This is a genomic window from Microcoleus sp. Pol7_A1 (genome assembly GCF_036701085.1).
In the GTDB taxonomy this organism is placed as follows: domain Bacteria; phylum Cyanobacteriota; class Cyanobacteriia; order Cyanobacteriales; family Microcoleaceae; genus Microcoleus; species Microcoleus asticus.
Window position 1 is genome coordinate 86,280 of sequence record NZ_JAUBQD010000011.1, and the last position, 15,492, is coordinate 101,771.

11 protein-coding genes are annotated in these 15,492 nt (G+C 44.9%); 4 read left to right on the forward strand and 7 right to left on the reverse strand.

Features of this window, described 5'->3' with window-relative positions; translation table 11 throughout:
• Nucleotides 1-40: 40 nt before the first annotated feature.
• The gene (locus tag QUA20_RS09335) at nt 41-1,789 is read right to left on the reverse strand and encodes a diadenylate cyclase (protein WP_333187997.1); all 1,749 of its coding nucleotides are present in this window, start codon (nt 1,787-1,789) and stop codon (nt 41-43) included.
• A 490-nt stretch (nt 1,790-2,279) separates the two neighbouring features.
• Here QUA20_RS09335 and QUA20_RS09340 point away from each other — a divergent pair, with 490 nt between their 5' ends.
• Complete coding sequence (locus tag QUA20_RS09340) at nt 2,280-3,389, forward strand: hypothetical protein (protein WP_333188000.1); 1,110 nt, start codon at nt 2,280-2,282, stop codon at nt 3,387-3,389.
• 121 nt (nt 3,390-3,510) lie between these two features.
• Nucleotides 3,511-5,005 (forward strand): IS5 family transposase gene (locus QUA20_RS09345; protein WP_333188003.1). Its coding sequence is split into 2 segments (ribosomal slippage): nt 3,511-3,855 and nt 3,857-5,005, totalling 1,494 coding nucleotides; the frame shifts between segments, so codons are not numbered across the junction.
• Nucleotides 5,006-5,142: 137 nt separating this feature from the next.
• Here the strand turns inward: QUA20_RS09345 and QUA20_RS09350 are convergent.
• The 3 genes from QUA20_RS09350 to cobU form a co-directional block, all read right to left on the reverse strand.
• Nucleotides 5,143-7,212, reverse strand: coding sequence for an AarF/ABC1/UbiB kinase family protein (locus tag QUA20_RS09350; protein WP_333188006.1), 2,070 nt, complete (start codon nt 7,210-7,212; stop codon nt 5,143-5,145).
• Nucleotides 7,213-7,289: 77 nt separating this feature from the next.
• A complete protein-coding gene (locus QUA20_RS09355) occupies nt 7,290-7,712 on the reverse strand; it encodes a hypothetical protein (RefSeq protein ID WP_333188008.1) in 423 nt (140 codons plus the stop codon).
• 277 nt (nt 7,713-7,989) lie between these two features.
• Nucleotides 7,990-8,565 carry a bifunctional adenosylcobinamide kinase/adenosylcobinamide-phosphate guanylyltransferase gene (cobU, locus tag QUA20_RS09360; protein ID WP_333188009.1) on the reverse strand — a complete coding sequence of 192 codons (576 nt, stop codon included), beginning with the start codon at nt 8,563-8,565 and terminating at the stop codon, nt 7,990-7,992.
• Between the two features lie 309 nt (nt 8,566-8,874).
• Between cobU and QUA20_RS09365 the strand changes: the two genes are divergently transcribed.
• Nucleotides 8,875-9,846, forward strand: a complete 972-nt coding sequence (locus QUA20_RS09365; RefSeq protein WP_333188012.1) for a glycosyltransferase — start codon at nt 8,875-8,877, stop codon at nt 9,844-9,846.
• 1 nt (nt 9,847) lies between these two features.
• On the opposite strand, the gene QUA20_RS09370 is transcribed toward QUA20_RS09365, so the two are convergent.
• On the reverse strand, nt 9,848-10,060 hold the full coding sequence (locus QUA20_RS09370) for a hypothetical protein (protein WP_333188074.1): 213 nt from the start codon (nt 10,058-10,060) through the stop codon (nt 9,848-9,850).
• Here QUA20_RS09370 and QUA20_RS09375 point away from each other — a divergent pair.
• The gene (locus QUA20_RS09375) at nt 9,987-10,904 is read left to right on the forward strand and encodes a glycosyltransferase family 2 protein (protein WP_333188069.1); all 918 of its coding nucleotides are present in this window, start codon (nt 9,987-9,989) and stop codon (nt 10,902-10,904) included. The two genes, QUA20_RS09370 and QUA20_RS09375, sit on opposite strands and share 74 nt — an antisense overlap.
• A gap of 462 nt (nt 10,905-11,366) precedes the next feature.
• Here the strand turns inward: QUA20_RS09375 and QUA20_RS09380 are convergent, their stop codons facing one another.
• Together QUA20_RS09380 and QUA20_RS09385 are read right to left on the reverse strand one after the other, a co-directional pair.
• Nucleotides 11,367-13,886, reverse strand: coding sequence for a tetratricopeptide repeat protein (locus QUA20_RS09380; protein WP_333188015.1), 2,520 nt, complete (start codon nt 13,884-13,886; stop codon nt 11,367-11,369).
• Nucleotides 13,887-15,218: an ATP-binding protein gene (locus tag QUA20_RS09385; RefSeq protein ID WP_333188017.1), complete on the reverse strand. Its 1,332-nt coding sequence runs from the start codon at nt 15,216-15,218 to the stop codon at nt 13,887-13,889. It abuts the gene before it with no gap.
• Nucleotides 15,219-15,492 lie beyond the last annotated feature (274 nt).

Below are 15,492 nucleotides of genomic sequence, written 5' to 3' on the forward strand. Positions count from 1 at the left end.
ATAGCATACACCTCCGTTCCGCGTGCAAGCGTTTGTTAGACTACTCTTGCGAGAATTCATCAAGATAATAAGATTCGTTCATCTCAGGATCTGGATTGAAAACAGGTGTGATGAGACGAATCTCTCCTACCTCTTGAGGCTCATCTTTAATTCGAGTAAGCTCAGTATTAACAACATCACATTGTTCTGACGTTAAATAAAACCTGTGCTCGTCGAGCCATGAGCGAGTGCTATGATAGTTGTCAGAAGTTAATGTTTTTAATAACTCTACATGGTATTCGATATCTTGCTTTTTGATTTGATGACGTAAAGTCGGAACCATATTTACATAGCCATCTTCTGATACAACAAGGCAAACAGCAGGAGCTAGAGAAGATTCTATGTAGCGTAAAGCAGAGTTATATCGCGCTCCTCTTGAAGGATCACCTGTATTCGTCGCTATGCCGTCTAAAATTACGCCAATAGCATGGCAATTACAATCGCGATCGACTAGAATCGCTCCATCAATTCCACTAATGCGTGCTACTAATGCCGAGCTTAGCTTGATTGGCTCAATTGCAATGGCTTGAGACCTTAGTCTTTGAGCTTCGCTTGATGCAGCATCAGATACAACAAGCATAGTTCCGTGCCGTTGATCCATGGCAGCAGAAACAGCATCCCACAATGCCTTACCTTGCTCTAATGTGAGCCCAGGAAGTACCCTTGGTATATTCGAGAAAAATGTCTCGAAAGTCAGTCTAGACTGAGGTACAGATGGAACCCCGAAAGCACAATTCATCAGTAAAGTGTCATTTACATACAGTGCCCATCGGTAGTGACCAGTAAACACAGCTCTGAAAATAGGGGTGTCTCCGAAGTTTTGTAGTGAGCCAAAGCCCACTATGCCTTCTCCTCCTTGACAGATACAGCCAAGCTGCTTATCAGAAATCTCAACTACTTTGCGAACAAGTTTATGGGAACCTAAAGCAATAGGTTGAAGTAGTGCTACATCGCAGTTTAGAGATGGCAAATTTGTGGGTGCAAAAATGATTGTGCCAAGAGTTTCACCCCCCTCGTAACGTAGTTCCGATATCTTGTTTAGATCCTCAAATACCCTTCGTAGCATGAAATCCTTAAGGGCTAGTGGAATTGCGTTACAGAGGGTTTGCCCCGCTTTGCGAAGGAGACCTGAACACTCACTATCGAAACTGTTGAAGAATCGACCCGGCTCTTTTGTGTCAAGATTATCGGATGCCTCAGCAAGAAGATGACTAATTAATGCTTGAACTATTCCAGTAGTGGAATTCCGTTCCTTAAACTGAATTGGGTTGACCAGTCTAGGGAAGGTATCAATATCTAATTGCGCGACTTGGAGAATCGGAGCTACGTGAAAATTACCTAGGCGGACAGGTACACCACAAAATGAACGTGTCCCGCGATCGGAGTCAATTCTGCTCAGGACTTCTTCGATAGCTTCTTGAACCGATTTAGCACGTATGTTCTCAGGCTTATCCAGCATCGATCGCTCATCACCCAAAAATATAATATGCTGATCTGGATGAGTGGTGAATATTTCGCCTGCACGTCTGTGTACATCCTTGAATGCAGCAATATTCCATTCTCCATCCTCAGGCTCTATACATACGAAGTGATCTTTGGCGATTTCTGGCAAGCGAACACCGACCAATAATGCTTTTACTTCAATGTTTGCACCCAGTGCTGCTAAAGCTTGCTTTGCACGGTCTTCCATTTGAATCCGAAAATGAGGCTGATAGGCCCACATGAAGTACGTAAGAACAAGCTGTTTCATTCCTTGTATTGGTAGAATCGTTTGTAGTTGAAGTTGGTCTAACTTATAATTATGTCGCAGATGCGGTACAATACTATTCCTAGTTCGCTCATCCCGCACATCTGCGGTTGCATTCTGAAGAGCAGGAAGACCTTCTACTCTGCCTTAACTCAAAGAATCAACCACCCAGATCGCCCTGTCGGTGAGAAAAAGTGACATGATTTTGTAAACTTACGTAAATTACCTCGATTCAGTCCGCAGATTGGGTAAAAAACCCGGTTTCTTTGGTCTGAGTTACCCATAAATGACCAGCAACCGGGTTTGTAGGAAAATACTTCGTTGCAGTCCACAAATTCGGTAAAAACCCGGTTTCTTCGATCGGAGTTGGTAAGTCCTGTAATGAATCGAACCCAAATGTAAAATATTGTTACAAGTTACTTGACATCAGGAACTAAATCTAAATTACCAATGACTATAATTGGGAAAAAAATAATTTCCTAGGGAAAATCCCATGCAAAAACTAGCTCGAATTTTATTCACTACAGCTTTAACCCTAAGTATCTTGTGCTCTCCCACAGCAGCTTTCGCAAAAGCAAAAATTCAGATAGCCATCCTTTTAGATTCTAGTAATAGCATGGATGGATTGATTGACCAGACTCGTACTCAACTTTGGCAAATTGTTAATTTTTTAACTAAAGTAACCAAAGATGGCGAAGTACCAGATTTAGAGGTTGCTCTGTACCATTATGGTAATGACAGCTTACATTCGTCGGAAGGTTTTGTCAGATTATTAACGGGATTTACTCCTGAATTAGATTTAGTTTCCGAAAAGCTATTTAGTATCAAAACCAACGGCGGTCAAGAATATGCTGGCTGGGTAATTCGTTCAGCAATGCAAGAATTAAACTGGAGTAAAAATCAGGAAGATTTTCGCGTGATTTTTATTGCGGGTAATGAACCATTCGATCAAGGCCCAATAGTTTGGAATCAATCTGTCAATCTCGCTGTCAAAGGAGATACACTCGTTAATACAATCTACTGTGGTTCAGCCGAAAGTCAGGAGCGAAGACTTTGGGCATCAGGAGCAGATTTAGCAAAAGGCAGTAGCTTCAACATTAATCAAAACCAACAAATTGTGGTAATTAAGTCCCCTTACGACGACGAAATTTCTACTTGGAATACTAAACTAAATCAAACCTACATTCCCTACGGTAGAGAAGGAAGAATAGGACAACAACGTCAAGCAGTTGAAGATAGTAATGCTGGCAGCAATACGGTTTTGCGTAGTGCGTCCAAAGCTTCTGAATACTACGATAATGCTTCTTGGGACTTGCTGGATGCTCTCGAAAACGGAACAGTTAAACTAGAGGCAATATCAGATGATAATTTACCAGAAATCATGCGAGGTATGACGCTAACACAAAAAAGAGCATATGTAGCTGGAAAGAAAACCGAAAGAGAAGCGATTAAAAAGACGATCCGCGACTTATCTCAAAAGCGTACAGCATATATTGAACAACAGCGTCAATCTAGTACCAATAGTGGTGAAAATACTCTCGATCGCGTAATGATTCAGAGTCTCCGCCAGCAATTAGCCGCTAAAGGATTCAAGCTTAATTAGGGCTTGCTGAATAAAAGCCAAAAGATTTACGAGATCTGGGTTATGTGATCGTGCGATCGAGAGTCATCGCCGTGAAAAACAGGTAAAATAGGTCAAAACCCGTGCATAACCACCTGCGATCGTGTACCGAAAAGTTGATCTTGCCCCAAAACCCCCATCCGAGTTTGAACTGCCCTTCGGAGGAAGCTTGTCACCAGATAACCGCTGGGTAAAAATGGCCGAACTTATCCCGTGGTCAGAATTTGAAGCAGAATATGCTAAAAACTTCCCCACAGAAGTGGGTGCACCCGCCAAATCCTTTCGGATCGCGTTGGGGGCATTAATCATCAAAGAAAAACTGGGAATTAGCGATAGGGAAACAGTCGAACAAATCCGGGAAAACCCCTATTTGCAATACTTTATCGGTCAATTAGCTTATAGTAATGAACTCGCATTTGACCCATCTCTATTAGTTCACTTTCGACGGGCGTATTAGTCCCAACCTAATTAATAAAGTGAACGAACGAATGGTCGAAAAAATGCGCTCCACCACCCCAGTTAAGATCGAAAAAAAAAAGGATTCGGACGCCAAAAATGAGTCACCCAATCGCGGAAAGTTGATCGTAGATGCGACCTGCGCCCCGGCAGACATTAGTTATCCGACCGACTTAGGACTATTAAACGGAGCCAGAGTTCACACCGAAAAAATTATAGATATCCTCTATAAACCGCTCAAAGACCAAATCCCGAAAAAACCCAGAACCTACCGTAATCTCGCCCGAAAAGATTACTTATTAATAGCCAAACAAAGAAGACCATCCCGCAACAAAAAAAGACAGGCAATTAAAAAACAACTCCAATATATAAAAAGAAACTTGGCTCATATTGAACAGCTAATCGATTCAGGTGCGACCCTAGAAGGTTTGAAGAAAAAGCAATATAAAACTTTGCTAGTCCTCACAGAAGTCTATCGCCAACAGCAATGGTTATTTGACAACAATAAACAGAGTATATCGGATAGAATAGTAAGTTTAAGCCAACCCCACATCCGTCCAATAGTCAGAGGAAAAGCCGGAAAAAATGTAGAGTTTGGAGCCAAACTATCCGCCAGTTGCTTTGAAGGGTATGTATTCTTAAACCGGATGAGCTGGGATAATTTCAACGAATCAGGGGACTTAAAAGCACAAGTAGAAGCATATCATAGCTTCACAGGATACTATCCAGAATCAGTTCATGCAGATCGTATTTATCGTACAAGAGAAAACCGAGCTTGGTGCAAAGAAAGAGGCATTAGAATTAGTGGGCAGCCTCTAGGAAGACCAAGAGCAAATGTGAGTAAAGAAAAAAAGAAGCAAGCCGCATCTGATGAGAGGATTAGAAATGCAATTGAGGGCAAATTTGGGCAAGGTAAACGAAGATTCGGTCTGAATTTGGTCATGGCAAAACTTGACAATACCTCGCAAACAGCCATTGCGATTACTTTTTTAGTAATGAACCTTTCTACCTGGTGGCGCCGGGTTTTTTGTGTATTTTTATGCCGTTCGGGGAAAACAATGCCTGTTTTTGGGTCGAACATAATCTACACTTATGCTTTACTAAAGTTGAAGCAGGAAAAACTCATATTTAACGTTGGTTGAATATATTGATCGCTCTTGTTATTGATTTGCGATCGCTTATTCAGCAAGCCCTAATTAAAAGAACGCAGACGAAATTTCATCTGCGTTCATCTGTGTTTTTCTGCTAATATCGGCGGTCAAAAAAACGCCCAATCAAACTACTTCGCAGCAGGTAAAGACAACTGAGGCGAAGTTTTAGCATAGCTTCCATTCTCGGGAATTGCTGCCGGTTCCTGCGAAAGCAAAAACTCGCGAATTACCCTAGCAACTGCTCTTTGAGCTAAACCGCCGACTACTTTCTGGCCCATATTCTGCACTTCCGGTTTCACCAACAACTGCGGAAGTAGCTGCAATACTTTCATCGTGTCAAAACCGGGAGTTGATTGCAAAATATCCCAAATCCGCTTGATGTGCTCTAAGTTTTTTTGTTCAGTTTGTGAAACCACAGGTTGATTTGCCTTGACTCCAAACCATTCGCCGACTACAGCTTTGGCGTTAGCAAAGGCGTTGCTGGAAAGTGTGTCGAGACTTTTGACTAATTCCAGAACAATACGATCGCGAATGAAATCTCCTCTTTCGGAAAATAAATATTCTAAAGCTTGGTTCAAGATTTTGCTGACATCGTAATCCTCGCTCTCGCGGGCATTTTTGAGCAAGTTTTCTAAGCGGTTCCAGCGGAATTCCCCTTGTTTGAACAGCAAGTCTTGCAGGGATGCTCTCAATTCCGGTGCCGGGTCGCTCAACAGCCGTTTCGCTACGTAAGGATAAGCTTTGCTCAACACTTTGAATTCGGGATCGACATTAATGGCAATCCCTTCTAACGTAACGAGCGATCGAATAATCAAAGCATAGTAAGCTGGAACTCGGAAAGGATATTCGTACATCACCGCCGAAAGCTCGTCAGTAATGCTTTTGAAATTTAGTTCGGCAACACTAGCACCCAAAGCATTGTTAAACACGCTGGCCAAAGCTGGAATAATTGGGGTTAAATCGGTGTCTGGCGTTAAAAACTCCAACTTCACGTAATCTTTTGCTAAACCTTCAAAGTCGCGGTTCACCAAATGCACCACAGCTTCTAACAAGCCGTATCGCTGATAAGGTTTAACTTCGCTCATCATCCCGAAATCAAGATAAGCCAACTGACCGTCAGGAGTTGCCAAAAGATTGCCGGGATGCGGGTCAGCGTGAAAGAAACCGTGTTCTAGCAGTTGTCTTAGAGAACACTGCACCCCCACTTCAATTAAGTAAGGAGCGTCGATTCCTTGAGCTTTAACTGCTTCTAAATTAGTCAGTTTGACGCCGGTGATCCACTCCATTGTTAAGACGCGGCGGCGGGTATATTCCCAGTAGATGCTGGGAACATAAATGTCTTTGATGTGGCCGTATAGTTGGGCAAACCGTTCGGCATTTTGACCTTCGTGGGTGTAGTCCATTTCTTCGTAAATGCGCTCGCCCAACTCGTCCATAATGCTTGCGAGGTCGCTGCGAATTATTTTGAAGTTGTTTTGTGCCCAAACTGCAACGCGCCGCAGGATGTAGATATCTAAGCCGATGTTCTCGGCTAAATCTGGTCGCTGCACTTTGATTGCGACTGTTTCCCCGGTTTTGAGTTTGCCTTTGTAGACTTGTCCGAGAGAAGCTGCGGCGATCGGATCGGGGGTGATTTCTGCGTAGATGTCTTTGGGGTGGGCGCCCAATTCTTCTTGGATGAATTGATATGCTACTTCGTTCGGAAATGCTGGCAATTGGTCTTGCAGCGTTGTTAGTTCTTCTAAATATACTGGCGGTACTAAGTCAGGCCGTGTTGAGAGTGCTTGTCCGATTTTGATGAAAGCTGGGCCGAGTTGGGCCAGAATTTCTCGCAGTCGGACGGCGCGACGCTTTTGGTTGGTGGCGGTACGACCTGTTTTGCCGTCGAACCACACACTGAAGGCAAAGCTAAAAAATGTCCAAACAACGCTCGACAGCCTTCCCCAGACTTGTAGAGGTCGCTTTCGGTACAGCGCTGCGATCGCCACTGGATCGTAGCGCACAGTATCTCCGGCTAACTCGAAAGCTATGTCTCTGGCTGATTTTAGCCGATCGTCCGTTACGACCTCCGTCTCTAATGATACTGGTACTGCTTGCAGGGGAATTGTGTTTGCATCTTTAAGATTGCTTAGTACAGCTTGAGTCCCTGAATTTGTATAAGTTTGCGGGGAGGGTGGCGATACCGTCTTGACATTCATAAATCAGACCTAGTGTGAAGCATTGTAAATATATTGTAACAATTTAAGGAAGAAGACCCTTCTTCCTTCTTATATACTTACTCCCCGCTGGATCTTTTGAGTCGATCGCGAATTCCTGAGAGTTGCGATTTTGTGCTGACTGGCGATCGAGGTTGGGGCAGTTCGGTATCGGGCCAGTTCGGTAAGTCGTTACAGGGACAGAACTCCGGGGGCATTCCGGTTTTTTGGAACACTACGGGCATCGCGCAGCGCGCGCAGGGGCTGATGTCCCAAGCTGGTGTCAGCAGTTGGGCAATTGTTTCGTTTGTGCCTTGCAGGTAACAGTCTCCGCTGTCAGGGGAGATAATTTTTTGCCAGCAGTCTTCAAATTCCTGGCTGTAGCGATCGCCCGCAATTACCGATTTGGGCAGCAGCACTTCGGAACCGTTGCGAACTAATACTTTTTTGCCTAACTGAAACCAGTAAGCAATATATTTTCTCACTTCACTCTCTGATGCCATAATTTTTAGTCAACCTGTCAACTAATTGGTGATTTTAGACTTTCAATTTGAAATTGGCACTCTTTCTAAAGAGACATTTTATATTTTACATTATTTGAAAATTTTGCTATTCCTCGTGTCAAATTGTTGTGCGGGTTGCCCGAGGGAGTATGTTTTTTGACTCATTTATCTGAGTCTTGAGTTTTCAATCTCAGTTAAAATTATACCTGATTTTTACTTAAAATTGTCCGTCGGGAAACCGAGATTTTTTCTCGCTTGTCAATGGCGAATCCGGCTGTTAATTTTTCGCAGCAGGCGGCAGCGGCGTACCCAGAACGCTCAGATCCAAGGCGTAACCTCCGGTGACGAGATAAACATTATCGGCGATCGCCCCGATCTGGCGCACGAGAGTGCCGAGGCGATCGCGAAACAGCCGCCCCGCCGGATAAGCAGGCACAACGCCCCATCCGGTTTCTTCCCCTACCAAAATCACATCAGCCGCCGCCGACTTCAAACTAGCCAGCAACTCGTGCTGCGCATTAGCCCAAACAGCCGCTTCTTGTTCCAAAAGATTCGCCGTCCAAGTTCCCAGGGAATCAATCAACAAGCATTCTGACGATTGAGCCGATCGCACAGCGGTCGATAATTCGATCGGCACTTCTAGAGTTGTCCAATCAACTGGACGGCGATTTTGGTGCTGTTCGAGGCGACGAACCCACTCCAAATCAGTTTCATCAACCCGGCCGGTAGCCACATAGATTACTTGTTTTCCCGAACCCGCAGCCAGAGTTTCGGCCCATTCACTTTTGCCACTTCGGGCCGGCCCAGTTACTAAAATTAATTGTCTGGATGCCGGGGGTTGTGAGTTAGTCATTAGTCAGTCGATTTTAGATTTTAGATTTTAGATTTTAGATTTACTCCACAACAAATGATTTTGGGAGATTGAAGTTTGGTTAAAATTTTTGGGCTGCTGGCGACTAATGTCACGGGCTTGTCTCCGTTCTTTGGGCGGGGTCACATACAAAGGATTAAACATAATTCCCAATTGCCAATTCCCAATTACCAATTACCAATTATGATTTAAACTGCCAACTACCAAATGCTTTTTAAGCGATAATAGCATTGTTGAGACAATTTAACAGTAAGTCGATCGAGAACCCCCGTATTTCCCAAGCTGTTATTTATGCCAGATCATCCTCAGATATCAGCGATAATTTGCACCCACAATCGCGCCGCCTATTTAGGTGGGGCGATCGACAGCTTGCTGGTACAGGATTTTCCCGACAACTTTGAAGTAGTAGTAGTGGATAACGCCTCTAGCGATTATGCGAGTCCGGAAAGTTCCACTTCGCGCACCCGCGAGGTGGTAGAAGCAAGACTGGGCGATCGCCGCCTCAAGTACGTCTGGGAACCCGAAATCGGTCTGTCTGTAGCCCGGAACACCGGCGCTTCAGAAGCTCGCAGCGAAATATTAGCTTATCTCGACGACGACGCTGTTGCTGACCCTAAATGGCTCAGGGTGCTGCACGCGGCTTATCAAAGCAATCAAAAACTAGCCGTAGCAGGCGGCAAAGTCAACTTGATCTGGCCTTGTGGAGTCTCCCCGCCCGAATGGCTGTCACCGGGATTGGCCCAGAACTTGGGAGTTTACGATTTGGGGGAAAGTTGCGTTGACGTGACTGCTGCCGGTTTGACTCCCAGGGGTGTAAACTACTCAATCCGGCGCACGTTTCTCGAAAAAATTGGCGGCTTCGATGTCAAACTCGGTAGAGTCGGCACAAAATTGTTGTCAAATGAAGAGTTGCGGGCCACAGAATTAGCTTTAGAGTTAGGTTGGCAAGTAGTTTATCTGCCCGAGGCCGTGGTGCTTCACAATGTCGCTGCAGAACGGCTCAACAAAGCTTGGTTTCTAGAGCGCGGGTGGTGGCAAGGCATCAGCGAGTGTTATCGGGAACAATTGTCCGATCGAGCGGGTATTGCTCAGCTTGGGCGAGGAGGTGAAAGAATCTTGAGGGGTGTCTGGAAGTCTTTTAAATATATTAGAGATCCGGCGCTGCGCTTTGAAAATTTCGTTTTTGCCTGGGGTCAAATCGGTTATTTGAGCGCAGCCATCCGCGGCCTGATTTTTGCACCGAAATCGACCACTAGGCATTAGGCTATAGGCAATATCCCTCGCTGCTCAAGTCGTCGGCGCGGCTGTGCCGATCGCACTCGATCCACAAAAACTCTACCGCATTCAGGTTCAAGCACTCGATTATGACATCTAGTTCATCCAAGATTCCGGTTTCAGTTCTCATTCCGGCAAAAGACGAAGAACTTAATCTACCTGCGTGTCTGGCCAGCATTGCCAGGGCGGATGAAGTTTTCATGGTTGATTCCCAAAGCAGCGATCGCACGGTAGAAATTGCCATCAGTAGCGGCGCAAAAGTAGTGCAATTCTACTTCGACAAACGCTGGCCGAAAAAGAAAAATTGGTCTTTAGACAATCTACCCTTTCGCAACGAATGGGTATTAATTGTCGATTGCGACGAGCGCATTCCCCCGGAACTTTGGGACGAAATCGCGCTGGCGATCGAAGACCCCAATTTTGACGGCTACTACCTCAACCGCAAAGTCTTATTTTTAGGTCAGTGGCTGCGTTACGGCGGCCGATATCCCGACTGGAATTTGCGTTTGTTCAAACATCAAAAAGGCCGTTACGAAAATCTCGGCACTGAATCCGTCCCCAATACTGGCGACAACGAAGTTCACGAACACGTCATTTTATCCGGTCAAGTCGGCTACTTAAAAAATGACATGGTCCACGAAGATTACCGCGATTTATTTCACTGGATAGAACGGCACAACCGCTATTCTAATTGGGAAGCTCGCGTTTATTACAATATTATTGAAGGGCGCGATGACAGCGGCACTATTGGTGCTAACTTATTTGGAGATGCCGTACAGCGGAAGCGATTTCTCAAAAAAGTTTGGGTGTGGCTGCCTTTTAAACCAATGCTCAGATTTATTTTATTTTACTTCATTCAGTTAGGCTTTTTGGATGGAAAAGCTGGCTATATTTATGCAAGGCTATTGAGCCAATACGAGTATCAAATTAATGCCAAACTTTACGAGTTGCGTTGTTGTGGCGGTCAGTTGAATGTGGCCGAATCTCAGCCGCCTTTGTCGCCGCCAGTAGTTATCAGTCAGGAGACAGAAGTGAAATTGCCGTGAGAATATCTGTTAGTCCGCGTGGACGAAAGTTTGTGCAGCCGGAGTTTCAACCGCCGGGTTTCTGGACAAAAGAAGTACAATAATTATGGCAAAATAAGAATTACTCATTTAATCAATCGCCCTTATCCCAATGGCTATCCTTTGCCATTTACCAAGGAGTACCATTAACAGGGGTACTTATTTACATCAGCACGAAAAAACAGGACAATTGTTGTCAGGATTGCTAAAGACCGATCGCAGTAAAGCCAGCCCAGTAATGAGGTTCAGCAAAGGAAAAGGGCTTGCGATCCTGTGGGCCATTCAGAGGAGCTTGATTGTGAGTTCGTTCCTTTGGGGGCACTTACTCAAATGTTTGAGCGATTTCGGGTTTGAGGTCTTGTAAGACGGCTTCCAGCTTCTCTGAGGTCAGATTCCGCAGCCATTGTTGTGCCTCATTGAGAGCAGTAACGGTTGACAAAGTTTTTATGTTTTCACAGAACCGAATCCGTTGATTCTCTTACGGTAGGCTTCTCCCAGATTATTTTGCGTCTGAGCCCAATATTCGGGAAAAGCATCACGGGTGAGGACGGATAATGCAGCAGTGTAAGATGCGATCGCCAGTTCGATATTCTCTGCTTTGTCTCCCCTAATTCTTTCACAGTAGGCATTTGCCAGATTATTTTGCGTCAGAGCCCATTTTTCGGGAAAGGCCTCGCGGGTGCGGACGGTTAATGCAGCAGTGTAAGATGCGATCGCCAGTTCGATATTCTCTGCTTTCTCTCCCCTGATTCTGTCAAAGTAGGCAACTCCCAGATTATTTTGCGTCAGGGCCCAATCTTGGGGAAAAGCATCACGGGTGAGGACGGATAATGCAGCAGTGTAAGATGCGATCGCCAGTTCGATATTCTCTGCTTTCTCTCCCCTGATTCTGTTACTGTAGGCTGTTGCTAGATTATTTTGCGTCCTAGCCCATTGTTCGGGAAAGGCCTCGCGGGTGCGGACGGATAATGCAGCAGTGAAAGATGCGATCGCCAGTTCGATATTCTCTGCTTTTTCTCCCCTAATTCTGTTACGGTAGGCTGTTGCTAGATTATTTTGCGTCGCAGCCCATTTTTCGGGAAAAGCTTCGCGGGTGAGGACGGTTAATGCAGCAGTGAAATATCCGATCGCCAGTTCGATATTCTCTGCTTTTTCTCCCCTAATTCTGTATAAGTAGGCTGTTGCCAGATTATTTTGTGTCTGGGCCCATTTTTCGGGAAAGGCTTCGCGGGTGCGGACGGTTAATGCAGCAGTGTAAAATGCGATCGCCAGTTCGATATTCTCTGCTTTATCTCCCCTAATTCTGTTACGGTAGGCTTCTCCCAGATTATTTTGCGCCATAGCCCAATATTCGGGAAAAGCATCACGGGTGAGGACGGATAATGCACCAGTGTAAAATGCGATCGCATTTTCGATATTCTGTGCTTTATCTCCCCTGATTCTGTCACTGTAGGCAATTGCCAGATTATTTTGCGTCAGGGCCCATTTTTCGGGAAAGGCCTCACGGGTGCGGACGGATAATGCAGCAGTGAAATATGCGATGGCCAGTTCGATATTCTGTGCTTTATCTCCCCTGATTCTGTTACGGTAGGCTTCTCCCAGATTATTTTGTGTCAGGGCCCAATATTCGGGAAAAGCATCACGGGTGAGGACGGATAATGCACCAGTGTAAAATGCGATGGCCAGTTCGATATTCTGAGCTTTCTCTCCCCTGATTCTGTCACTGTAGGCAATTGCCAGATTATTTTGCGTCATAGCCCAATTTTCGGGAAAGGCATCGCGGGTGTAGACGGTTAATGCAGCAGTGAAAGATGCGATCGCCAGTTCGATATTATCAGCCCTCTCTCCCCTGATTCTGTTACTGTAGGCAATTGCCAGATTATTTTGCGTCAGGGCCCAATCTTCGGGAAAGGCATCGCGGGTGTAGACGGTTAATGCAGCAGTGAAATATGCGATCGCCCTTTCCAAGTTATTCGCACGATCGCCTTGACGATATTGTTGGTAAAGATTCCCCAGTCGCCCCAAAGCAGCCGCCTCTCGCAGGCGATCTTTCAAATTCCTAGCAATTTCTAAAGACTGCTGATAGGGATCAAATACCCGTTCCCACAATCCTAAGTCACGGTAAATATCACCTAACTGTAACAAAGTGTCAGATTGCGCCTGCCGTAAGTTCAATTTTTCTTGTAAGGCAAGTGACTTGTCAAAGAAATGAATTGCCCGCTCGATCTCCTGTGAATAATCCTGTGCTTGGCGCGTCTTTACCCGATTTGCATAAGCATTAGCAACTCGATTGTATACGGTTGCTAATGCAGGAGTTTCCCTAGCTTGTTGCTCCAGATTTTCCACCTGTTCTAACAGTTCATCTAGGGGTAAACTCAGTCTTCTCTCTGGTTCAATCAGCAGAGAACTTTCCCCAGTGGTGTTAACCACACCGGTTTCTAGCACCGCAGGCGACACAAATCGAAATACGCCACTCCGCCAACTCCAAAAATCCGGCGCTTCCAGACTCAAGCGACTCAGAATACTTGGTGTTATCCAAAGTACGATCGGAAAAGGAAACTCCCGCAACCCCTCCCGCGTCCATTGCAAATAGCCGAAAAAACGGCTTAACTCCGACTGATGGTTAGAGTCAGCTTGTGACACACTATCCATCAAAGCCTCCGTTCCCGTTACAGTAATTGCGGCTGATGCCTGGGGCGCTTTTAACTCTGGGCGATCGTTGACAAGTTGCTCCAACGCCGCTCTCAGGCTAGGTTCCTTTTGATTCAAAACCGCGCGATAACAAGGGATATGGGGAGCAAGTTCTGCCTCGTAACGATTAATAATCTGGGTTTGAAAATCTCCCGGTTTACAGGAGGCAATTAACAATGACAATACACCTTGACTTGCTTCAATTAAAGAGACAAGGCCATCGTAACTATCCTCATTGATCGATCGATCGTCCGCGATCTCACTGTTGAGCATTTATCCTGTCACTCCGATTAACCCACGTTTCTGCAATATTTCCTGAACTACTGGATGGACTCCAAACCACAAATCAGCATTGCGATATTCTAGGATGTAGAGGTTATGTAATAAATCTAAGAAATCCTGATCCATCCCATCGTTTGGTAAATAATTTTGGTATACATCCACTAGAACTTGATAACGGTTTTGTCCAAGAGGTTCTGTTAAATTAATCCGATATTCGGTAATAGCATCTTTTAAAATTTCAGACGTGATTATCAAATGTTGTTTCTCAGGTGTGCGACGTAACTGCCTCAAACATAACCCACAGGACTGACTAGCCAAACGAATAAATTCCCGCAATGCCCCACCACTTTTGACGATCATCATCTGAGTTGCTTCCGGCTCAATCAAATGCTTGGGAAGTCGCTTGTAAAGAATTTGTTCAAATACTTTTACAGCTTCTTGGACAGGAGAAGCATTTGGAACTCTATCTTCTCCACGCGGAAACAACTTTGTCGCCCACATGGATTGAATCTTATTATTGGTAGCATTATGAATAATTCCTCGCAACGACATATCTCGTGTCGCTGCCATTGGAATTGTATAAATAATCCGAAACTGAGGCTGAAATAACGCACTGATATTATTTCTATAAACACGATCTACTATCTCTAAATCGAGTTTATCAAGATCGTCAATCACGACCATAATTTCTTGTCCGCACGCCGCTTCAATCACACTAGCGATCTCGTTAATGCGATCGACCAAATCTGAAATCCGTCTCGCAAACTCAGTCGTAATTTCCTCACGAATCACAGAGTTTGCCTTCAAAGTTGCTTTCAACTTAGCAAAAAATTTCACAAACCAAGCATTTACACCAGCTTCTCCACTTGTTTCTAGCTCAATGCTAGAATCAAGTGAACTTCCCTCAGTTCGAGTATGCTTACTAAACCACTTATAAAAAGCTTTTTTTGTTTGAGAACCGATTTTGATATGGCGTTCTTCTGCTGCTTCCATAAGCTGTACTGCCATAGCAAACAAAATATTGACATGATTCACATCTGACATTTCAATCAGGTCAGAGATGGAAAAGAACACGACAAAGTAGCGATTCTGCGTGTGCTGACAAAACTGACCCAGCAATGTTGATTTACCTGACCCACGATGCCCCGTAAAAATAATTTTGTTATTGTCCTGTGAGCAATCTTCAACCAAATGCTCCAATTCTTCTAAAATCTCAGTACCATATTCCACATGAAATTTATTCAGTTGCTCGGGGGTGATCAAAGGAAGTAACTGAAGATTCTGGAAGGCTGTTCGGAAGGATTCCAGGCGGTCGTTGGTCATAGGAAATATTATATATGGACTATAATTCTTAGTTTATCACAATGCCCTGTAATCTCACCTCTACTGCTCGTTCTTGGCTTTTCCTTTCCGGTCTCTGCCAACTGTGCCGCTACTTTCTTGAAACTTGCAGAAACCCCCACCCAATCCAGCCGTTCTGAGTTGCCTGTCAAATCTGGGTTTCTTCACCGTTGAGGCAATTCAGCAGGGTATGAATTAATGGCAGATAGGCTTGAGCGCGGTTTTATTTTATTGTGAGGAGTTGTCAATTACACCG

Excerpts from the sequence above, each read along its gene's own strand:
- QUA20_RS09335 (WP_333187997.1), bottom strand. The coding sequence starts at position 1,789 with ATGAAACAGCTTGTTCTTACGTACTTCATGTGGGCCTATCAGCCTCAT.
- QUA20_RS09340 (WP_333188000.1), top strand. The coding sequence starts at position 2,280 with ATGCAAAAACTAGCTCGAATTTTATTCACTACAGCTTTAACCCTAAGT.
- QUA20_RS09350 (WP_333188006.1), bottom strand. The coding sequence starts at position 7,212 with ATGAATGTCAAGACGGTATCGCCACCCTCCCCGCAAACTTATACAAAT.
- QUA20_RS09355 (WP_333188008.1), bottom strand. The coding sequence starts at position 7,712 with ATGGCATCAGAGAGTGAAGTGAGAAAATATATTGCTTACTGGTTTCAG.
- cobU (WP_333188009.1), bottom strand. The coding sequence starts at position 8,565 with ATGACTAACTCACAACCCCCGGCATCCAGACAATTAATTTTAGTAACT.
- QUA20_RS09365 (WP_333188012.1), top strand. The coding sequence starts at position 8,875 with ATGCCAGATCATCCTCAGATATCAGCGATAATTTGCACCCACAATCGC.
- QUA20_RS09370 (WP_333188074.1), bottom strand. The coding sequence starts at position 10,060 with ATGAAAACTTCATCCGCCCTGGCAATGCTGGCCAGACACGCAGGTAGA.
- QUA20_RS09380 (WP_333188015.1), bottom strand. The coding sequence starts at position 13,886 with ATGCTCAACAGTGAGATCGCGGACGATCGATCGATCAATGAGGATAGT.
- QUA20_RS09385 (WP_333188017.1), bottom strand. The coding sequence starts at position 15,218 with ATGACCAACGACCGCCTGGAATCCTTCCGAACAGCCTTCCAGAATCTT.